The organism is Cytobacillus oceanisediminis, assembly GCF_007830235.1.
Classification (GTDB): domain Bacteria; phylum Bacillota; class Bacilli; order Bacillales; family Cytobacillaceae; genus Cytobacillus; species Cytobacillus oceanisediminis.
This window is the reverse complement of sequence record NZ_VLKI01000001.1, coordinates 696758-718251: the sequence shown is the minus strand read 5'-3', so window position 1 is coordinate 718251 and position 21494 is coordinate 696758. Positions and strand designations below refer to the sequence as shown.

Annotated in this window: 20 protein-coding genes and 1 pseudogene; 14 read left to right on the top strand and 7 right to left on the bottom strand. The window is 40.3% G+C overall.

Going from position 1 to position 21494, the window contains the following annotated elements:
* The first annotated feature begins 255 nt into the window (after positions 1-255).
* From IQ19_RS03525 to IQ19_RS03515, 3 genes are read left to right on the top strand one after another with little or no spacing between them, the layout of a single operon-like run.
* Positions 256-1794, top strand: a complete 1539-nt coding sequence (locus tag IQ19_RS03525; RefSeq protein WP_144539859.1) for a spore germination protein — start codon at positions 256-258, stop codon at positions 1792-1794.
* Positions 1791-2894, top strand: a complete 1104-nt coding sequence (locus IQ19_RS03520; RefSeq protein WP_144539857.1) for a GerAB/ArcD/ProY family transporter — start codon at positions 1791-1793, stop codon at positions 2892-2894. Before IQ19_RS03525 ends, IQ19_RS03520 begins: the two co-directional genes overlap by 4 nt.
* Complete coding sequence (locus tag IQ19_RS03515; protein ID WP_144539855.1) at positions 2891-4027, top strand: Ger(x)C family spore germination protein; 1137 nt, start codon at positions 2891-2893, stop codon at positions 4025-4027. Before IQ19_RS03520 ends, IQ19_RS03515 begins: the two co-directional genes overlap by 4 nt.
* 100 nt (positions 4028-4127) lie before the next feature.
* Here IQ19_RS03515 and IQ19_RS03510 read toward each other — a convergent pair whose 3' ends face one another.
* Positions 4128-5234, bottom strand: coding sequence for an aromatic acid exporter family protein (locus IQ19_RS03510; RefSeq protein ID WP_144539853.1), 1107 nt, complete (start codon positions 5232-5234; stop codon positions 4128-4130).
* Between the two features lie 194 nt (positions 5235-5428).
* Between IQ19_RS03510 and IQ19_RS03505 the strand changes: the two genes are divergently transcribed.
* The gene (locus tag IQ19_RS03505) at positions 5429-5944 is read left to right on the top strand and encodes a YbaK/EbsC family protein (protein ID WP_144539851.1); all 516 of its coding nucleotides are present in this window, start codon (positions 5429-5431) and stop codon (positions 5942-5944) included.
* Between the two features lie 73 nt (positions 5945-6017).
* Here IQ19_RS03505 and IQ19_RS03500 read toward each other — a convergent pair whose 3' ends face one another.
* Entirely contained in the window at positions 6018-6782 is a 765-nt protein-coding gene (locus tag IQ19_RS03500) for an alpha/beta fold hydrolase (protein ID WP_144539849.1), read from the bottom strand.
* A 538-nt stretch (positions 6783-7320) separates the two neighbouring features.
* Between IQ19_RS03500 and IQ19_RS03495 the strand changes: the two genes are divergently transcribed.
* On the top strand, positions 7321-8499 hold the full coding sequence (locus IQ19_RS03495; protein WP_144539847.1) for a M20 family metallopeptidase: 1179 nt from the start codon (positions 7321-7323) through the stop codon (positions 8497-8499).
* A 99-nt stretch (positions 8500-8598) separates the two neighbouring features.
* Here the strand turns inward: IQ19_RS03495 and IQ19_RS03490 are convergent, their stop codons facing one another.
* From IQ19_RS03490 to IQ19_RS03480, 3 genes are all read right to left on the bottom strand, one after another.
* Complete coding sequence (locus IQ19_RS03490; RefSeq protein ID WP_144539845.1) at positions 8599-8808, bottom strand: methionine aminopeptidase; 210 nt, start codon at positions 8806-8808, stop codon at positions 8599-8601.
* Between the two features lie 167 nt (positions 8809-8975).
* Positions 8976-9269, bottom strand: coding sequence for a HesB/YadR/YfhF family protein (locus IQ19_RS03485; protein ID WP_144539843.1), 294 nt, complete (start codon positions 9267-9269; stop codon positions 8976-8978).
* A 90-nt stretch (positions 9270-9359) separates the two neighbouring features.
* Positions 9360-10262: a LysR family transcriptional regulator gene (locus tag IQ19_RS03480; RefSeq protein WP_144539841.1), complete on the bottom strand. Its 903-nt coding sequence runs from the start codon at positions 10260-10262 to the stop codon at positions 9360-9362.
* A 195-nt stretch (positions 10263-10457) separates the two neighbouring features.
* Between IQ19_RS03480 and IQ19_RS03475 the strand changes: the two genes are divergently transcribed.
* The 3 genes from IQ19_RS03475 (at position 10458) to IQ19_RS03465 (ending at position 15258) form a co-directional block, all read left to right on the top strand.
* Positions 10458-12266, top strand: a complete 1809-nt coding sequence (locus IQ19_RS03475; RefSeq protein WP_144539840.1) for an assimilatory sulfite reductase (NADPH) flavoprotein subunit — start codon at positions 10458-10460, stop codon at positions 12264-12266.
* Positions 12267-12292: 26 nt separating this feature from the next.
* Positions 12293-14011, top strand: a complete 1719-nt coding sequence (cysI, locus tag IQ19_RS03470) for an assimilatory sulfite reductase (NADPH) hemoprotein subunit (protein WP_144539837.1) — start codon at positions 12293-12295, stop codon at positions 14009-14011.
* Positions 14012-14256: 245 nt separating this feature from the next.
* Positions 14257-15258, top strand: coding sequence for a nuclease-related domain-containing protein (locus tag IQ19_RS03465; protein WP_144539835.1), 1002 nt, complete (start codon positions 14257-14259; stop codon positions 15256-15258).
* Here IQ19_RS03465 and IQ19_RS03460 read toward each other — a convergent pair.
* The gene (locus tag IQ19_RS03460; protein WP_144539833.1) at positions 15255-16286 is read right to left on the bottom strand and encodes a M14 family zinc carboxypeptidase; all 1032 of its coding nucleotides are present in this window, start codon (positions 16284-16286) and stop codon (positions 15255-15257) included. The genes IQ19_RS03465 and IQ19_RS03460 overlap by 4 nt on opposite strands.
* Before the next feature lie 279 nt (positions 16287-16565).
* Here IQ19_RS03460 and IQ19_RS03455 point away from each other — a divergent pair.
* The 4 genes and pseudogenes from IQ19_RS03455 to IQ19_RS03440 all read left to right on the top strand — a co-directional run.
* A pseudogene (locus IQ19_RS03455) lies at positions 16566-16754 on the top strand (pyridoxal-phosphate-dependent aminotransferase family protein); the annotation flags it as partial.
* Positions 16755-17231 carry a GyrI-like domain-containing protein gene (locus tag IQ19_RS03450; protein WP_144539831.1) on the top strand — a complete coding sequence of 159 codons (477 nt, stop codon included), beginning with the start codon at positions 16755-16757 and terminating at the stop codon, positions 17229-17231.
* Between the two features lie 251 nt (positions 17232-17482).
* Positions 17483-17953, top strand: coding sequence for a GNAT family N-acetyltransferase (locus IQ19_RS03445; RefSeq protein WP_144539829.1), 471 nt, complete (start codon positions 17483-17485; stop codon positions 17951-17953).
* A 1-nt stretch (position 17954) separates the two neighbouring features.
* Positions 17955-18701 carry a class I SAM-dependent methyltransferase gene (locus tag IQ19_RS03440; RefSeq protein WP_144539827.1) on the top strand — a complete coding sequence of 249 codons (747 nt, stop codon included), beginning with the start codon at positions 17955-17957 and terminating at the stop codon, positions 18699-18701.
* A 447-nt stretch (positions 18702-19148) separates the two neighbouring features.
* Here IQ19_RS03440 and IQ19_RS28005 read toward each other — a convergent pair whose 3' ends face one another.
* Positions 19149-19289: a hypothetical protein gene (locus IQ19_RS28005; RefSeq protein WP_199749362.1), complete on the bottom strand. Its 141-nt coding sequence runs from the start codon at positions 19287-19289 to the stop codon at positions 19149-19151.
* Positions 19290-19356: 67 nt separating this feature from the next.
* Here IQ19_RS28005 and IQ19_RS03435 point away from each other — a divergent pair, with 67 nt between their 5' ends.
* Positions 19357-19920 (top strand): histidine phosphatase family protein, encoded by a 564-nt coding sequence (locus IQ19_RS03435; protein ID WP_144539825.1) that lies wholly within the window; start codon positions 19357-19359, stop codon positions 19918-19920.
* A gap of 233 nt (positions 19921-20153) precedes the next feature.
* Positions 20154-21110: a nucleoside hydrolase gene (locus IQ19_RS03430; protein ID WP_144539823.1), complete on the top strand. Its 957-nt coding sequence runs from the start codon at positions 20154-20156 to the stop codon at positions 21108-21110.
* Positions 21111-21494: the final 384 nt, after the last annotated feature.

The following is a 21494-nucleotide window of genomic DNA, read 5'->3' as shown; positions in this document are numbered from 1 at the left end:
TTTAAAGAGATAAGGCCGCGGATAAATAATCCACGGTCTTTATATTTTATTCCATTATTTGCACTTTTAATAGTCTCTGCCTGTTTCTTCTTATCTTCCGCTACATTTTTTCCTTACCCTTCCGTCTTCACCGCCTTTAAAGCTCTTTTACATTTGGTTATTTTGATTGAACCCCTTGATATAGGCAAATTCCGTATAATTTGCCTGTTTCTTCAACATCCTTTAATTATAAGGTTTAGCAGAGGGATGAAAAAAATGAAGCCATTTCGCAGAAGAAAGACTAATAAAAAAGAAATTCAATCTCAGCAGGATGCCAATATTATTTTACAATCACCATTCTCTTCTAATATTGATGTTAATGTCTATATTCTGGAGCAATTGTTCAAAGATATTCCCGACTTGGTTATGCGCCATTTTCTGTTAAGCACAGGCTCGAACGCATTGTTGATTTATATGAAAGGTCTGGTGGACAAGGAACAAGTACATCTGCATGTTCTCCGTCCTCTTATGAATTCGAACACAATAAGTCACGGGAATATCGAATCAGTCATATCAGTGGGAAAGATTCTGAAATTGGAAAAATGGCAAAAGGCGGAGGAACTAATCTTTAACGGGTTTAGCATTCTGTTTATTGATGGCGTACCATTGGCATACGCAATTGAAACAAAAGGCTGGCCTCAAAGGGCCATTGAAGAGCCGGCTACTGAATCAACCATTAAAGGAGCGCATCAAGGCTTCATTGAAACGGGTGTAAGCAATGTTGCGTTAGTCCGCCGCTATATTCAAAACCGTGAGCTGAAGATAAAGGAATTTGATGTTGGAAGAAGAAGCAGAACAAAGCTTTCTGTCCTATATATTGAGGATCTGGTCCATCCAGAAGTTTTACAGGAACTAGAAGATAGGATTCAGCAAATTGATATTGATGCCATTTTAAACACGGGTGAATTGGAGGAGCTTATCGAAGACAATCCTTTTGCGCTATTTCCGCAGTCTTTGACAACGGAGCGTCCGGATGGAACTGCATCTCATCTCTTACAGGGAAGAATAGCCATTATTGTCGATGGGTCGCCCAGTGCGTTAATTGCCCCAATGACATTCACCTCTTTTTTTCAGACAGTAGACGATTATAGCATGAGATGGACTGTAGCGTCCTTTATACGATTATTACGGTTTGGCGCATTTTTTATCGCTGTGCTTTTACCTGCTTTATATATTGCATCCATTTCTTTTCACTATGAAATAATTCCGGTCAGTTTACTCATTTCTGTTGGGGAATCACGCGCTGTTGTTCCGTTTCCTCCTATAATTGAAGCACTTTTAATGGAACTAGCTTTAGAAATGATGAGAGAGGCCGGTTTAAGGCTGCCGGCTCCGGTAGGCCAAACAGTCGGGATTGTTGGAGGTATTGTTATCGGACAAGCAGCAGTTGAAGCAGGTATCGTAAGTAATATTATGGTTATAGTTGTTTCCATAACTGCTATTTCATCTTTTATCATTCCAAACCAGGATATGGCGACACATATTCGATTGTTAAGATTTCCGTTTATGCTCATTTCAACCTTATTTGGGATGGTGGGGATTGTAATTGGCATTATGATTGTTATGGCGCATTTTGTATCCCTGGAATCGCTTGGTACACCTTATGGAAGTCCGATTGCTCCGTTGCGCCTATCTGACTGGAAGGATAATTTTATCCGCTTTCCGAGATGGGCGATGGTTAACCGTCCGATATCTGCAAGAACGACTCAGCTAAAAAGGCAAAAGTCGAAACGAAATCGCGGGGATCAAAAATGAAGAAATATGCATTAAATGAAATTACCACTTCACAGTTCATCTTCTTCATATATAAAACACAGGTTGGCATGGGGATATTAACAATGCCAAGAATTACAGCAGAAGAAGCTGGTACAGACGGATGGCTCTCTGTTATTTTTGGATATTTCCTGGCGATATTTATCAGTTTAGTCATTATAAAAGTTATGGAAAAATATCCTGAAGATACTTTATTTGATCTGCTGCCGAAGGTCTTTGGCAAATGGATTGGGAAGCTATTCATTATAGGCTGGATTGGTTATACAGGCTATTTTGCCATCGTGTTATTATTGATGACCGTTTTTATTATTCAAGTGTGGATTTTTCCGCAAACGCCTTCGTTTCTGGTTATGTGGCTTTTTCTGATTCCAATCTATATGATCACTCGAAGTGGGATACGGGTTATTGGAAGATATGCTGAATTTGTTTATTTCATCACATTGTGGATGGTCCCGCTCTTATTATTCGGGTTAAAAGATGCACATTGGCTAAACCTGCTTCCCATCCTGAAAGAAGGTTGGAAACCAGTCTTGGTAGCAGTTCAAAAAACGGTGGTCCCATTTATCGGCTTTGAATTAGCGTTTATTTTATACCCTTTTTTGAAGAATAAAAAATCAGCCTTCAAAGGTATTATTATTGCAAATACATTGACCTTTTTATTGTATATGTATGTCATTATTATCACTTATGTATATTTTAGTCCTGATGAAATTAAAGAATATACATGGCCGACATTAAATATCTTAAAATCGATTGAACTCCCTTTTCTGGAGAGATTTGAGATCATATTTCTCTCTTTTTATATGATTATTCTCTCGATGACCATCATTCCTTTTCTTTTTACGGCTGCATTTGGAACAAGCAAGCTGTTTGGGCAGAAGAGTCATAAAATCCACGTTAGGATTTACATTGGAGTTATTGCTTTTTTTTCCATATTTTATACACCTATCGGCCAAAACATGGAATCATTGGGAAAATGGGCCGATTATCTTGGGATAGGTTTTGGTTACGCCTTTCCTATTCTCTTCGGACTGTATGTCTTTATTTATACAAAACTGAAGAATAGGAGGTTAAGTGCATGAGAAAAACATTCTTGTTTCTTATTTGCTCCTCCTTTTTATTTGTTTCCGGCTGTGGAGACCGGATGGATTTAGAGAATGCTGCCTTTGTCCTCGTATTGGGGCTTGATTTGGATGAAGAAGGCCGCTTACTTGTACATACATCAAATCCTGTATTTAGCCAAGAAGCCGAAAAAAGGCAGGACATGAAGAAAACAGCTGCTTCTTCCTTACACAATTCACGTGTCCAGCTTAATGCACAAAGCCAAGGTTTCCCGGCAGTAGGGAAGCTGCAAGTTATACTGATTAGCAAAAAACTAGCTGAACAAATCGATCCGTTTCTTTTACTGGAATACTTGTATCGTGTAGCGAAAAATCCAACAAATGCTCGAGTTGTGATTGTTGATGGATCGATTGATGGCTTGTTCAATGCCCAGGAGCAAATGAAGGATAAACCACGGATTGGCGTTCATTTAAAGGACATTGTTGATACAGGGTTTGAAGGCAATGAAACAGTAGATGTCAGATTGCAAAAATACCATTATCAGGTTTTCGAAAAGGGTATAACCCCTAGTTCAACTGAGCTATCTTACAATAACGATGAAATTAAAATTACGGGTACCTCCCTGTTTAATAGTGAAGGACTGTATACCTCATCCTTGGATCTTGAAGAAACTCCTTTGTTATTAATATTAATAAAGGAGACCGAAACCAAATCTCCACAATTTACTTTTCCTTTTTCATCAAATAGTTCAGATGGGGAGGGTGGGGAAGGACATAATTTCCAAAGCTTAACCTTTGCTATCCAAAAAATGAAAAAGAAAGTAAGGGTTTCAGTTCAAAATGGTCAATTTGTTTTTAAAGAATCTATTAAAGTAGATATAGATCTAACGGAAATACCAACGGATGTTGACTTTGAAAAAAATAAAAAGGAAATTAAAAAAGCGATAGAAGAGCATTTAAAGCAAAAGTTTTCTAATCTAATCAAGAAGTTTCAGGAAAATGAAATTGACCCGGTGGGCTATGGGCTATATGCCCGCTCATTTCAGTATAAGGAGTGGAAAAATGTTCAAGATGACTGGCCAAAAGCCTTTTCTGAAGCAAAAATTGATTTTAACATTGATGTAACAATTCGGAACCAGGGGGTAATGAAGTAATACTTCAATTAGCGGTATTTTATGCCTAGGTTTTTCTGCAGTCTTAAAAAAGAAATAGGAAAGCCATGTTTTAGCGTGGCTCTTTCTATTTCCTAAATTCCTATTCCTTGGCCTGGATTCCTTTTAAGGAGTCTTTTAAGTGCTGGCTTTTTAGAAGCCTACGGTGTTTTATTTCAAGATTTTGAATATGATTAAGTTCCTCTATCAAATCATGGATGGACAAGATTTCATACAATATCGCTGTTTCAGGCTGGACATGGTGATGGGTACGAGGTTTTAATCCGCCTGCAGGATGCTGCTGTTTTTGTTCGATAAACCATTGTGTAACTTCGCTGATTTTTTGATGATGGCTATCCGTTATCAGAAAGCCCGGATCGTACAGGCTGTCCTTCAGATCATCTAAAACTGAAATGGCGAATTTTTGCTTCCTTTCATCAAGCTTGATTTGGCTTGGCGGCAGAAAGATTAAGTTGCCAACGTGATAGGTAATCTGCCTTAAAATGGTGAGTTTTTTATATTCATAATGAAAGTCACGCATATCGTCTCGGCTGAAGCGGTGATATTTATATTCAGCTTTTTGGTAATTACATAATGTCTCCGTTTTTTCAATATCCTTTATAAGCCTTTGGAATTCTGTACGGAGATTTTTATCGTAAACCTCCAGATGAAAGATTTCCAAGCCTCGTTTATGTAAAATATCGCCAGATCTCCTATATAAGGAATGAATGCTGCTCATTATCGATTTAGAGTAATTCGGTGGCATGACAAAAAAGTTGACAGCAGTGGACACAACAATGCCGGTAGTGGTTGTCCCTAATCGGATGAAAAAAGAAGACAAGTAATGGTCTTGGACTGTAGAAATCATGGCTACACCCGTTAAGGTGGCAACCAGCATTCCGTCATGGAGCTTCAATTTATGGCAAGCGATAATCGTAGCCAGGGATACAGAGGCATAGCTGTATGGGCTGTCACCGAATAAAAAGGTAAAAAGGACAGCGAACCCAGCCCCAATGGCTGCCGCAGGAAACCGGACATAAGCTTTTCGGATTGAATCTGCTACGGTTGGTTCAATGGTTACGATCGCTGTAATGACCGCGAACATGGCCGGCCAATTCAGCATATGGCAGATAAAGGCCGTGATAAATACAGCAAGCCCTGTTTTGGCAATTCTTCCGCCGATAAACTTGTAAGAAATAAGTAATTTCATAAGCAGTCCTTCTTTAAAGCAGTATATGTCTATAGTAGTGTAATGACGCACCCAGAGCAAATGTAAATTTTCTGATAAAAAGGGGGATCTTCCGTGGCTGGCAAGGATAGTATGTTAAAATAAACAACTATACAGAATAAAAATCCAGCTAATTTATACAAAGAACCATGTTACATAGGGAAGGGTGAGTTTGAATGTCAATTGAAAGTGTAAAGGCCCATTTTAAAAAATGGGACCGGGAAAAAGATGTGATGGAGTTTGATTCTTTAAGTGCAACCGTAGACCAGGCCGCTGAGACAATCGGTGTCATGCCAGCACAAATTGCCAAGACTCTCTCCTTCAGAGGGGATGAGGATCATGCTATCCTTGTGATTGCAGCAGGCGATGCCAAAGTAGATAATAAGAAATTCCGGAGTACATTCGGCTTTAAGGCGCGTATGCTCTCTGCGGAAGAAGTGCTCGAACAAACTGGCCATGCAGTAGGCGGGGTATGCCCATTCGGATTGGCTAACGACCTGGATGTTTATCTAGATGAATCCATGAAAAGGTTCGAGACACTATTTCCTGCTTGCGGCAGCAGCAACTCGGCAATTGAATTAACACCTGATGAAATTGAGGAATACTCAGATGCAAAAGGCTGGGTGGATGTGTGCAAGGGCTGGGAAGATGAATTAATTATTGAACGGGCACCTGAGAAAATTACGAAATAAAAAAATAACGGGTGCCCGGTACCTATACCAGTTGACAGAATTGGTACATGTGCCTGGCACCTTTTTATTTGTATCAGTTATTTACAAATTGGCGAATTAGGTTATTTAGTTGTTTTGCCGCTTTAGTCGGGATACGGTGGTCAACTTTTTCAATAAAATGTAATTGATTGCGAGGCAATTTTTCATGAAGTTGTTCTGCATATGAATGAAAAGGCTTATCCTTTTTACCGTAAACCAATAAAATTGGCAGATGGATTTCAGCAAGCTGGCTTACGCAATTGTATTTTAAGCTATAACGATAATATTGCTCGATATTGCGGTAATCGCCTTTTCTTGCTTCTGAAAACATTTGTTTAAACAGCTTTATATTATTTGAATTACTCCAAGAGATGGACCACGCTAGGAAGCTTATAGCGCCCTTGCTTGAAAGTTTGATTCCCAAAGAAATTTTCTTCCTCAGGTAATCGTCATTTACATCGGCCATTGCCCCAATTGAAATTCCCCCCAGAGCTCTTTCGGTAAACGATAGCATGTATTCCAAAACAATAGAGCCGCCTGTAGAATATCCGCATAGAAATGCTTTGCTTATATTTAGATGGTCCAAAAGGCGATTAATATCTTTAACAATCAATGGATAGGTTACAGGTTCAGGGGAGTAGGGACTTCTTCCGTGTCCGCGAATATCAAAAGTAATAACCTGAAAATTTTGCGAAAGTTCTTCTAATTGGTACTTGAAATTCACGGAAGTTAATACAGGCGGGTGAATAAAAACAATGGGAGTACCGCTTCCTTTTACAGTATAGTGCAGACTGGACCCGTCCAAATTCAGCATTGGCATGGATAGACACCTCAATTTATTGATGCTTTTTAATTCTTAGTAATTTCCTTAACTAATATGTCTGTTCTGGACAGGTTTATACGATAAAGCGTTTACTTTTGTCTATATAAATGTTCCTAGCGACAGCAGTGAATATTTTTTTCATGTTAAGTATTTTCCTCATTTCAAAAAGGACATAGGGTTAAGGTCAAAATTTCTTTAATTAAGGCTCCGATAAATTTGCCTGTTGATTTCAGCACGAGGCACGCAGCGAACCGCGGGCGGTCCGACGCTCCTCGTCGCTTTGCTCCTGCGGGGTCTCCCTTTGATTCGCACTCCCGCAGGAAGTTGAATAAGCATCCTCGAATAAACACCGCACGAAGAAAATGCGAATGCATTTTCGAGGAGCTCGTGCCTCCCGCTCCAATCAACAGGTGTTAAAAAAACAACAATCAGCTTTAACAAGGCCTAAATTAAATGTAGTGAAAAAATACGAGTTTTGTATTATTATAAGTAATAATGAATAATCCTAAAGCTTAATAGAATGGAGAGCATCTTAATGGGAAAAAAACTTATTATCAATAAAATTGACAGTTTACAAGCTGATTTTTATAACATTAGCAAATATATTGGAGAAAACCCTGAGCTTGGACATGAAGAGTTCAAGGCATGTAAAGTATTGATTGAAGAGCTGGAGAAACATGGATTTTCTGCAGAAGTGGGGACATGCGGTTTGCCAACTGCATTTACAGCAACTTTTGACAGCGGGAAAGAAGGTCCTGTTATTGGATATATGTCTGAATATGATGCATTGCCAGAAGTCGGACATGCATGCGGCCATAATTTGATTGGCACAATGGGAATTGCTGCAGGCATTGGTCTAAGCAAAGTGCTCAACGAAACTGGCGGGAAAGTTATTGTATTTGGCACACCGGCTGAGGAAACCAAGGGCGGCAAAGTGACAATGGCAGAAGCGGGTATATTCGATTCACTTGATGCTGCCATAATGGTACACCCTTTGGACAATTATGTGAAGAGCGGAACATCGCTGGCGATGGATGCAATCCAGTTTGAATTTTTTGGAAAATCCGCACATGCAGCTGCAAATCCGCATTTGGGTATTAACGCATTGGATGCTGTTCTCCAAACCTTTAACAGCATTAATGCTTTGCGGCAGCATATCACACCGGATGCCAGAATCCATGGAATTATTACAGAGGGTGGAAAAGCAGCAAATGTCGTTCCCGATTACGCTGTTGCACAGTTTTACGTCCGTGCCGCAAAACGGGAATATGTAAATGAGCTCGTAGAAAAGGTTAAAAAGTGCGCTGAAGGTGCCGCATTGCAGACCGGTGCAACAATGAAATGGTCATTCTATGAACTTTCCTATGATAATATGATCACCAATAGTCCTTTATCGGAAGCTTTTAATAACGAATTGGTTTCCTTAGGAGTGAATGCGGGTGAAATCTTGGACCAAAAAGACGGATCGGGCTCCCTTGATATGGGAAATGTAAGCCAGTCAGCCCCTTCCATTCATCCATATATTAAAATTTGTAATGAGGCTTATGCATGCCACACACATGAATTCCGCGAAGCAGCAATGAGCGACCAGGGAAGAGAAGCTATGATCCTCGGAGCCAAAGCAATGGCGCTTACTGGCTATGAGGTCTTAACAAACAAAGAACTATTAAAGCAAATAAAAGAAGAATTTGAAGTGCAGAAAGCATTGGTTTAGTAATAGAGATACCCAAAATAATGGAATCCTTAAACAAAACAGCTAAAAAAAGAACCATGGTCCTTCCCAAGAATCCGGGATGAATCATGGTTTTTAATTTTAAGAAAGGCTATTCCATTCTGAATATAGCCCGGTTCCGTTACAGCCAGGACAATCAAACTGATTAGCGTGATAAGCGAACTCATTGCCTGGATACAGAGAAAATCCTCTGCCATAGCATTCCGGGCACTTATTTTCTTCCTTCATGCGGTTGACATGATTTTGATATCTCATCTCGCGCCATTCATTAAAGGCATTTAATAATCCCATCTTTTTCACCTCAGCCATTTTTTTCTTATTTTGAATAAAATGGGCAGATTTTATGCATCTCGCTACTATATGTATATGAAAAAGAGGGGACAAGTGTGAAAAAATGCTCGTCCAATTGTTTTAAATATAATTAAAGAAACGCCTGGATGGTCTCCAAGCATTTTAAATTACTGTATTTCTTTATATACGGTGAAAATTTCTTTTATTGCATCATTATATTTTATCTCAATATCAGTTTCATCAAAGAACCATTTGTCATTGAATTCTACATAAAAAGTGATTCCATCCCGTTCTTGCTGTTCACAGCAAATTGTGGGGTCTTCCAGTGAGAAAGCGAGGCTATAGCCTTTGTTTTTTTCTCCAAAGCCAGCATATTGCGGGAAAAGCCGGATAGAAAATGGTTTTGCTGACTGGAATTCATTTTCAAACCATTTAAATGCTTTGTCATCGATTGAGATCATAACAGGTGCACCATCCTTTCTTATTTTTAGTGTAAGTGAAGGATAATGCTGCTGTCTGTGCTTGATGTCACAAAGCTGCCAGGAAAGGCGTTATTTTTTCTGAATTCTGTCCGGCCATTTTTTGCTGAGTGCTTCTACAAAAATGCTAACATTCTTTTTCTCTTGCATGATCGGGGAAAGAACATATGAAAGAGTACGTTTGAATTCCTGGTTTTTAATTTTGATGATTGAAAGATTTTTTTGGTTAACATCTCTATCTACTACACTGCCTGACAGGATGCTGATACCCATTCCGTTTATAAGCGTTTCTTTAATCCCCTGGTTGCTGCTGATGGTTAGAAGGGATTTCACTTTTAACCCGTTAGAACGGATAAAATGATTAAAGTATTCGCGTGTGCCAGAGCCAGTTTCCCTCATAATCCATGCCTCGTTTTGGAGATCTGTAATGGCTACTTCCTTTTTATGGACTAAAGGATGCTTATTTGAAGAAACAATAAATAATTCATCTTGCATAAAAGGGATAACTGTAAGCTCTTTTTCATTCGTCTGGCCTTCAATTAACCCAATATCAACGTGATGGGACCGAGTTGACTGGATAATTTCCTCCGTGTTTCCGATCGTCACTTGGAGTTCGAGCTCAGGGTAATTTTTTTGCAGATCAAGCAGCAAGGGAGGCAAAATATATTCTCCTATTGTAAAACTGGCACCAATTTTCAGTTCGCCTTTAATGGTGTTTTGCTGCTCTAAAATATCCTGCCGTGTCTGCTCATAAATAGTAATCATCTGTTTGGCCCGGTCATATAATATTTCACCGCTTGGGGTAATTTTAAGAAATTTAGGTGAACGGTGGAACAGCTTGGTCTGGAACTCTTTCTCAAGGTTTTTAATGTGCAGGCTGACGCTCGGCTGTGACATAAGAAGGAGCTCAGCTGTTTTTGTAAAGTTTTTTACTTCCGCCAAGGTTACGAAGGTTTTTAAGGCATCATAATACAAAAAATCACCGCTTTGTCATTAGTTTTATTAATAATTGTGATAATTAATATTTATTTTACTAATGTTAATTCATTCGGTAAAGTAATAGATATATATTTTTTAAGTTTAAAGCCGACTTTTTTTATAGGAAAAGAGGAAATTTAAAGAAAAACAATAAAAATCAGCCATATTAGCTGGTTTGTGAGGTGGATTACGTTGCAACTTCAGGTAATGAACAGTCCGTTTAATCAGGAGCAGACAGAGCTCCTTAATCGCTTGCTGCCGACTTTGACAGAAACTCAATCTTTATGGCTGAGCGGCTATCTTGCAGCAGTGCAGTCATCATCATCACAGGCTGCACCGGCAGTAGAGGAATTGCCTGCCGTGGCTTCCGGTTCGGCAATCTCCAAAGAAATGACCATTTTATTTGGATCGCAAACAGGGAATGCGCAAAGCCTTGCAAAAAAGGCTGGTAAAACACTGGAAGGTCATGGTTTTCAAGTAACTGTATCCTCCATGAGTGATTTTAAGCCAAATAACTTAAAAAAAGTTAAGAACCTTTTAATTGTAGTTAGTACCCATGGTGAGGGAGATCCTCCAGATAATGCATTAACTTTCCATGAGTTCGTCCATGGGAGACGAGCGCCAAAGCTAGAGGACTTGCGTTTCTCTGTATTGGCGCTTGGGGATAGTTCTTATGAGTTCTTTTGCCAGACTGGGAAAGATTTCGATAAGCGTCTGGAGGAGCTTGGCGGGACACGGATTGCTCCCCGCGTAGATTGTGATCTTGATTTTGATGAACCAGCTGCGGAGTGGGTGGAATCTGTACTTGCTGAATTAAATGAAGGGCAAAGCAGCGTAAACTCATCAGGAACTGCACCTGCTGCACAAGCTCCGGCCGCCGAATCTGTATATTCCAGGTCCAATCCGTTCAGGGCGGAAGTGCTTGAAAGTATTAATCTTAATGGACGCGGATCCAATAAAGAAACACGCCACCTTGAATTGTCGCTTGAAGGCTCCGGATTAACTTATCAGCCTGGGGACAGCTTAGGTGTATATCCGGAAAACGATCCGGAATTGGTAGATTTGCTCTTAGAAGAAATGAATTGGGACCCTGATGAAGAGATAAAGGTGAAGGATGAAGTTGTTACCTTGAAAGAAGCGCTGCACTCTCATTTTGAGATTACAGTTCTGACAAAACCGCTTGTGGAAAAGGCAGCAAAGCTTTCAGGTAATGAAGATTTGCTACAGCTTGTTTCCCAGAGTGACCAATTAAAAGCATATATTGATGGCCGGGACCTGATTGATCTTGTTCGCGATTTTAAACCGTGGAATGGAACCGCGCAGGATTTTGTTTCTATTTTACGAAAAATGCCTGCACGCCTTTATTCCATTTCAAGCAGCCTTGAGGCAAACCCGGAAGAAGTGCATTTAACAATTGGAGCAGTACGTTATGACGCTCATGGACGCGAAAGAAAAGGTGTCTGCTCGATTTTATGTGCCGAGCGACTGCAGCCAGGGGATACTTTGCCTGTATTTATTCAGCATAATGAGAATTTTAAACTGCCGGGAAATCCTGATACTTCAATTATTATGATTGGACCTGGCACTGGAGTTGCGCCGTTCCGCTCGTTTATGCAGGAACGTGAAGAAACCGGAGCAGAAGGAAAATCATGGATGTTCTTTGGTGATCAGCATTTCGTAACAGACTTCCTTTATCAGACGGAATGGCAAAAGTGGCTTAAAGATGGCGTACTGACAAAGATGGATGTTGCTTTTTCCCGCGATGGTGATGAAAAAGTTTATGTGCAGCATCGTATGCAGGAGAACAGCAAAGAACTCTTCCAATGGCTGGAGGAAGGGGCATCTGTCTATATCTGCGGCGATGAAAAGCACATGGCGCACGATGTCCATAATACTCTCATTGACATTATTGAAAAAGAAGGCGGTTTGAACCGCGATGAGGCTGCAGCTTATCTTGCTGAAATGCAGCAGAATAAACGCTATCAGCGCGACGTATATTGATTTGGAATGAAAGGAGTTTTTTCAGCATGGTGAACCCTAAATTAAAAGCGCCGGATGGCCCTCCGAGTGACGTTGAGGGCATTAAGGATCGAAGTAATTATTTGCGCGGAACATTGGCAGAAGTGATGCAGGACCGGATTAGTGCCGGAATTCCGGACGACGATAACCGCTTAATGAAGCACCACGGCAGTTACCTGCAGGATGACCGTGATTTAAGAAATGAACGCCAAAAGCAAAAGCTGGAACCGGCATACCAGTTCATGCTGCGTCTGCGTTTGCCAGGCGGAGTAGCAACGCCGGAACAATGGCTTGTGGTAGATGATTTAGCTGATAAATATGGCAATGGAACTTTGAAGCTGACAACGCGCCAAACCTTCCAGATGCATGGGATTTTAAAATGGAATATGAAAAAGACAATTCAGGAAATCCATGCAACAATGCTGGATACAATTGCGGCATGCGGGGATGTCAACCGTAACGTTATGTGTATCTCTAATCCTGATATTTCGGAAATTCATTCGGAAGTCTATGAATTAGCGAAAATGTTAAGTGATGATTTGCTGCCTCGTACGAGGGCATATCATGAAATCTGGCTGGACGAAGAAAAAGTTGCTGGTTCGCCTGAGGTGGAAGAAGTAGAGCCGATGTACGGCGCGCTTTATTTGCCGCGTAAGTTCAAGATCGGAATTGCTGTACCGCCTTCCAATGATATTGATGTGTTTTCACAGGATCTAGGTTTCATTTCTATCGTGGAAAATGGCAGGTTAGTAGGTTTTAATGTTGCTATCGGAGGGGGTATGGGCTTCTCTCATGGCGATAAAGAAACATATCCTCAGCTTTCCAAAGTAATCGGTTTTGTTACGCCGGATAAGATTTATGATGTCGCAGAAAAGGTTATTACCATTCAGCGCGACTATGGAAACCGCTCTGCCCGAAAAAATGCGCGCTTTAAGTATACGGTGGATCGACTTGGTTTGGAGACAGTTAAAGAAGAGTTGGAGAATCGCTTGGGATGGAGCTTGGATGAAGCTAGGCCATTCCATTTTGACTCAAATGGAGATCGCTATGGCTGGGTAAAAGGTGTCCGCGGAAAATGGCATTTTACGATGTTCATAGAAGGCGGCCGGGTTGCCGATTTTGATGGATATAGGTTCAAAACGGCTTTGCGCGAAATTGCAAAGGTTCATAAAGGTGATTTCCGATTAACTGCGAATCAGAATTTGATTATTGGGAATGTTGCTACTGGTGATAAGAAGAAGATTGAGGCGCTGATCCATCAGTATGGTTTGACAGACGGCAGCCGTTATAGTGCGCTGCGCCGCGGATCGATGGCATGTGTTGCTTTGCCAACTTGCGGATTGGCAATGGCCGAAGCCGAACGCTATCTTCCAGTTTTGATCGATAAAATAGAAGAGATTGTGGACGAAGCCGGCTTGCGGAACGAGGAAATTACCATCCGCATGACCGGTTGCCCGAACGGCTGCGCACGCCATGCTTTAGGTGAAATTGGCTTTATCGGAAAAGCGGTCGGTAAATACAATATGTATCTGGGTGCAGCCTTTGACGGCAGCCGGTTGAGCAAAATGTACCGGGAAAACATCGGGGAAGAAGACATATTGAACGAGCTGCGCGTTATTCTGCCGCAATATGCTCGGGAACGCCTGGACGGCGAGCACTTTGGCGACTTCGTGGTTCGTGCTGGGATTATTGAAGCGACAACTGATGGGACTAATTTTCATGATTGATGATGGAAGACGGGGATCGCAGGGTCCCTGTCTTTTTTTTAAAAATAGATGGAACGCACATAAAAAATTTTATCCGCACATAATTTCCTGCTATCCGCACATAAAAAAATCTATCCGCTCATAAAAATCTCTATCCGCACATAAATTTTAAATTCGAAATCGCCGTATCAAATCTCCATTATTTTTGAAGGAAATATAGCCGGATTGTCGAATCTAGTAATAAAAATATTTATTGGAGTGATGTTATGATACTTAAAGAAAGAAAAATACCTCTTTTGATTCGAAAACTGGAAGCTCTTCTCCGCAGGCTGCCTCCTCTCCATCCCAAAATCCCATTAATTAATGAAGATTTAAATAAAAGAATTGCAGGTTATAAAGGTGAAGCTTCTATTGATTTTCATTTGGATTTTCTAGATAGTAAGGGGTTTTTTATTTTTCATGATATCCGTTTGCCGGATGGTCCCCGCTTTTTTCAAATTGATACGCTTGTTCTTACAAAGAAGTTTGCTTTGGTATTAGAAGTGAAAAATATTACGGGTATTTTGCAGTTTGATACAGTATACAACCAGTTGATTCGTACTAAAAACGGAGAAGAACAAGTCTTTCCCTGTCCAATCTTACAGGTGAACAGACAGGCATCACAGCTAGGGAACTGGTTTTCTGCTAATGCTATCAATGGAAGCATCCCAATCTATTCAATTGTTGTTATCAGCAACCAGCATACTCGAATCAAAGTCATTCCTCCTCATATCAACCTCAGCCAAAAAGTAATTCATAGAGATACTCTTCCAACAAAAATACAACAAATTGAAAAGTCCATAAAAAATGAAATCTCTGATAAACTCTTTAAGAAAATTATACGGTTATTAAAAAAGCAGAATACAGAGGGAGAGACTTCTATACTGTCAAGATTTCAAATAAAAGAGTCTGAAGTCTTAACAGGTGTATTCTGTCCTGCATGCAATCATTTGCCCCTTGTAAGAGTTAATCGTACCTGGCATTGCACTGGATGTAAGAGCACTCATAAAGATGCTCACATAAAAGCACTAAATGACTATAACTTCTTGATAGGAACAACAATCACTAATAAAGAATCCAGGGATTTCCTGCATTTAGATTCTTCCTATACAGCCACCAGATTACTGAAATCACTAAACTTACCCCATACAGGAGCAAATAAAAATAGAACATACACTCTGTTTTTTCCAAATGAAAACACCTCCCAACAAGGGAGGCGCAATGATTAGTAGCTATAATGCTGTTCCGGCAGGTTGTCATAGACAGCAGGGTCAGCGTTTTGAATAGATCCGTTCGCAATTGCATTGGCGGTGACATCCATTGCGTTGAAGGCCTGCTTGATCAGGTAGCCGTTCGATTTTTGGCCGAGTACGTAGGGTTCATAGGAATGGTCAGCCATGCCGCGCATTTCAAATAGCATGATAGCAATGTCGTATTGGAGTGCCATGGCATTGGACGCTACAGAAGGGTTTGTTGTCGGCTCATCAAATTTTAATATAAAAGACCAGCCTGTTGTATCAACACCTTCATAGAGTATGGTTGCGAGTTTTTTAGAATTAAGGACAACTTCTGGATCCACATTCGGGCTTTGAGGAGTAAGAATGGCTCCCGAGGTTAACTTCCCGTAGTAGTCTTCCTGCGTGCCCTGGTGGTGGAGGTCAATCATATAATCAATATTGTATTTTTGCAGCACATTCTTATGAAGAGCTTGAGTTTCAGGAGCCGCTAAATTGATGTGGTCTCTGTTTAAATCAATTTTGTCTGCATTATAGCGGGTTAGGTGGCGTCCGCTCGCCATGTAGTTATCAAGGGGAAAGTTTACATCTCCCATTGCTCCGTCAACGTTTAGCATTGGCACGAGAAGGATATTAACATTTTGAAGCATGTCCTGGACTTTTTTGCTGTTAGATCCAAGGTGGCTTATATAATCCAGTGCTCCTTCAGTTGTCATAGCCTCATTCCCGTGCTGCTGGGTCAGGTAAAGGATTGTTGGATTTTCAGGATTTGTTATGTATTTAGCAAGAAATAGGTCGCGCCCTTTTACGGACTGCCCAATAACTTCAAGTTCCATATGCCCCTGCTTAGCATCCTCTTTTTTCAGGAAAGAGGCCATCTCGTCATAAGTTGTTAGCATTGCAGTTTGAACGGTCTCCTTTCCATTTACATCTGGACCGCCGCCGACTGCAAACGCGGGTGCTGGAAAACCGGAAGCAGCTAATGCCGCAGTTAGTGATAAGGCAAGCATCTTTTTCTTCATCTAATTTCCTCCTCTTTGTTTTTAATAGAGTTAAATTATAAAACTGAATATAATGAAAACTCTAGCAAATAGGTTGGCCGTTCGGGGAAAATGATTATATGTTACCAGTTAATAGGTAATTTGATGTGGTGTGAATTTATGTAAAATAGCTTCTGCTTATCCGCCAACCTCAAAAGAAAAAAAGGTTTTTCAATGAAAATATCGAAACATTTAGATAGTTATAAAACGACTAACGGAAAAGGGGGATGGATCATGCGGAATGAATAGATGCTGCTTGTTGCACTGGCACATCTAGCAGGAAAAGCATTCCGCATCGGCCATATGGGAAACACAACAGAAGAAATGCTTGAAAAAGCAATTTTGCAGATCGGCGAGACAATGAAAGAACTTGGATTTTACGCTGATATTGAAAAAGCGGTTCAACAATTTAAAGAACTTGCTTTGCCGGTTGCTAAAGGGAGGAATTAAATGTCTGAACAAGCTTTGGTCCATGCTGCGGTTAAAGAGCTAAGAGAGATGAAACTGGCAGGGTTCCGGGTGCTTTGCCCAGGCGATCAATATATAAAGGAAATTCCAAAAGCTATCTCTTTATTAAATGAACGGAGCGGTGAGATAAAGCATGTTTTGAACCCTCATCAGCTAGTAGGTGCCTTTTTTGTAGAGGAAAGCTCACAAGAAGAAGACGGCTATTGGATCTGTTTTGAAGTGAAGGAAATAGAAAAAGTCCCAACCGGGATGACATCTCTAGTAATCCCTGCACAAAAATATGCTTCCCTAAGACATAAGGGATCAAATCATGAGATTGGGAATTCTTACAGCAAATTGCACGGATGGATAGAGGAAAAAGGATACAGCAGGCTTAAAGATAAATGGCATTTGGAGATTTATCACAAGTGGAATAATCTTAATGATCTGGATATTGAGCTGCTGGACGCAATTAAATAGAATGGTTAATGGCTGCTGCAGGCAGTCTTATAAAACAAAAAGCTGCTTTCGTTTACAAAGCAGCTTTTTCATGGCCACTAAAATTATACCATTATTATCCATGGGATATCAGTCTTTTTCTATTTTTCTATCTTGGTAACCTTATAGAGAGGGGAAAGGATAGATATAGAAAACTGTGAGGATTTAAATAGAAAATTATAATTATTGAGCTAAATGAGAAATTGAAAGATAAAATGTAAGGGGTTACTTTAATGAACATTCAATTAAAACCTATTACAAGAGACAACTGGGAAGAAGCCATCAATTTAAAGGTGAAGGAATCGCAGCGTCACTTCGTTCCTTCAGCGGCGGTTTCACTGGCAAAGGTGTATATCAAACCTGATGGGGATCAAGTCGAGTATATTCCATTTTCTATCTATGATCATGATAGAATGGTTGGTTTTATCATGCACGCTTATGAAGCGGATACGGTTAATATGTATTGGATAAACGGCTTTATTATAGATGAAAAATTCCAAAGGAGCGGGTATGGCCGGGCAGCGTTAAATGAGATGATCAACTGGATAAAAAATAAATTCCCAATATGCAAGGAAATCCGGTTAACTGTTCATAAAGATAATCATCATGCACGAGATCTTTATAAAAGCTTTGGATTTCTTCCAACTGGAGAGGTTTGGGGAGAAGAGGAAGTATTCCATTTTCCGGTAAAAAGGAGTTTTTAAAATGAACACAGAATCACTTAGGGTTAATAAACAAAGCTGGGACGAGGCAGCGGAGCGGTTTTATGGGCGTAATCCGCTGCCGGAATACGGACCGCTTGCGCCAACTGAAGATGAGCTTAAATTATTTGGTGATGTTCGTAATCTAAAAATGTTGGAGATAGGTTGCGGAAGCGGTCATTCACTAAAATATTTGGATCAGCGAGGTGCCGGGGAGCTTTGGGGACTGGATTTGTCTATAACCCAAATTACGGCCGCCAAGGCACTTTTAGAAAACGCTGCTTCACCTGTAAGGTTATTTGAATCGCCGATGGAGAATAATCCGGGAATACCTGCCGATTATTTCGATATTGTTTTTTCCATATATGCCTTGGGATGGACAACTGATCTGGAGAAGACTTTATCGAATGTACATCAGTATCTGAAACCGGGGGGATTGTTTATTTTCAGCTGGGAGCACCCCATGTATAACCGTATTAGAGCTAAAGGTGGTGTTCTGCTGATGGATAAATCCTATCATGAAGAAGGTTCCTACCAGCATGAAGCTTGGAGCCAGCCTGCCATTATGCAGCAATATAAATTAGGTACATATATCAATTTATTGATCGAAAACGATTTTAAAATTGAAAAGGTAGTTGAAGACGTAAGCTTGTCCGATGAAGATATCCAGAGGCATGCGAACAGATGGTACTCCTATGATAAAGCAAAGGCTCTGCCAGCAGCTTTTATATTAAAAAGCAGAAAGTCATAGATTTTTCTATCTTTTCTGGGAGTTGATATTATAAGATTGCTGTGCCATTTATTTCTGTGGTTGGTATCGAAGCACTGTCTTCTTAGCCGATAAAAGAATTATTTTGTTCATGCACAATAAGAGATAAATCAAGAAACATTTGCGGTGCTATATTGAACCTAAAAGAACGGTCAGCAGTTCAGGAAGTGTTTAATAGAAAGGCGATTCAATCAGGTCGGGAATGCTGAGATTAATGGAGTGGAATTACATATATAGAAACTTAGTAAAAGATATTTGGAGAAAAGATATTTCTCTTCATATAAATAGCGGGAATCCGCATAAATGCTGGCTATCTTCACATAATTCCGCTCTATCCTCACATAACCTATACTTTTGCCTAGTAAAGCTGACTGCAAATGTCATGTTTTGAAAAACACCCTCAATTCTAGAGGGTGTCCATCTTTTTAGTTATAAATCCGATTTAGGGTTCGTATTAAATTTCCCGTTTTTATTTTTTTTTTCATGACCGCGGACCTGGTCGCCGCCATTGCCTTTTTCTCGCACTTTTTTTCCGCCTAGCTTTACGTTTGGATATTCTTGTTCTGACATGGTCTTCACCTCCATGTTATTTAAATTATCCATTTTAGAAGAAAATATATAAATTTGGGGGATTTGCATGGAAATTACTCTCATTAGACATGGCCGATCGGCTCATATAGAAGAGACCCGGATGACCATCTCAGATTTTAACGAATGGATTGAAAAGTATAACAGTAACGGGATTTTTAAGAATGAAGTTTGTGCTCAAGAAGCAACTGAAATAGTGAAATTTGCACCATTTCTGATCACAAGTGATTTAAAAAGGTCCATCGAGTCGGCCAGGCTTTTGAATCCTGCTGCAAAAATAAAAGAAGATCCGCTTTTTAGAGAAACAGAATTGCCCTTACCTGCAGGGAGTCTAATGGAATTCAAATTAAAACCAAATAGTTGGGCCGTTATGTTAAGAATCCTGTGGTTCTGCGGTTATTCGAGCGACTGCGAATCATATCAGGATGCAAAGCTGCGGGCAAAGAATGCAGCATTAAAATTAATATCCTGTGCAAAAGAACACAATTCAGCAATCCTGGTTGGACACGGCTTTTTCAACCTTTTAATTGCAAAGGAGCTGCAAAAGATGGACTGGAAAGGAAGCAGAAAGACCGGCTCAAGACATTGGAATGTGACAACCTATAAAAAATGATTAACTTAATCATCGGAGCCTGGAGAGGAATAGCCTGTTCCAAATCTGCTTTTTAAAACGGTGCATTATTTGCTATTGAGGGGAACGGTACATAAGCTTAAAGTTTTGGGATCTACAGAGAAGGAATCCCAAATTGCTGCCTGTCCTCTCACCGAAAATTGGATTGTCACCTAAAAGCGAGCCAGCCAATATAATAGGTATACGAATTAATCATTTATAAATAGGTGACTGGAATGGAAAAGGTATTGCTTTTCTGCGATCCAGGGATTGATGATGCGGTCGCTATCATTTATGCATTGTTAAATCCCAGGATTGATTTAGTAGGAGTGGTTACAGGTTATGGCAATGTTAATGAAAAACAGGCAACCGATAATGCATCCTATTTGCTTCAGCTGGGAGGAAGGCCGGATATCCCGGTTATAAGAGGTGCAAAGGGGCCTTTTTCCGGTGAGCTTGTCAGCTATTATCCGGAAATTCACGGACCAGAAGGTTTGGGGCCAATTCGTCCGCCTGATAATCTTATTACAAACGTTCAAGATTACAGGGCCGTTTTTGATCTTATAGACCTGTATAAAAATGATTTAACGCTTGTAGATGTAGGCAGATCCACTTCCCTGGCAATATCTTTTATTTTGAAAGGAGCCGAGGAAGTAAATTTAGTTAAGGGAATTTACATCATGGGAGGAGCCATTAATCATCCCGGAAATGTTACTGCCGTGGCTGAAGCTAATTTTTTCGGGGATCCAATTGCAACTGACCTTGTCCTTGAAAAGGGGAAAAATGTCACAGTTATTCCCCTTAATGTGACAAATTATGCTCTGGTGAACCCGCAGATAGTCAATTGGATAGCAGCTTCTAACTCCAATCCTTATTCTGGATTAATTAAGTCAATTATTGATTACTATATTAACGCTTACAAGAAGTTGATACCAGGCTTGAATGCTGCCCCAATGCATGATGTAATCACCTTATTCGCGTTAACCAGTCCTGGTTCTTTTCAATTTGCCTCACGCAGGGTCAGAGTCGAATCTTCTTCGTTATCCAGAGGGAATACAATTGCAGACTTCCGGGCAAAGCCAAAAGAAGAACCGAAGGAAACACTGGATCATATCGCCTTGGCATTTGACTATAATGCCTTTATCCAAGACTTTATTAACGTTATGACTGCTAAAATTAATAATCTTAAATAGCTCCTAGAGTCTTTTGGATGGGTCATATTCAATCCTTCCGGTTATACGATTGAAAAACGGTGTCATTTTTGATGGCATCGTTTTTTCATCTAGGATCTGTTAAATTAGCCTGTTGATTTCAGCACGAGGCACTCCCTTTCCGCGGGCGGTCCGACGCTCCTCGTCGCTTTGCTCCTGCGGGGTCTCCCTTTGATCCGCACTCCCGAAGGACTTTGAATAAGCTTCACTGAAATAACACCGCACGAAGGAAATGCGAATGCATTTTCGCGGGATTAGTGCCTTCCGCTCCAATTAACAGGGTGTTAAAAAACAACAATAAGCTTTAACAGAGCCTTCATCTAAAAAAAAGATCAGGAAATGTCTGCCTTGCAAAAAATTAGAATT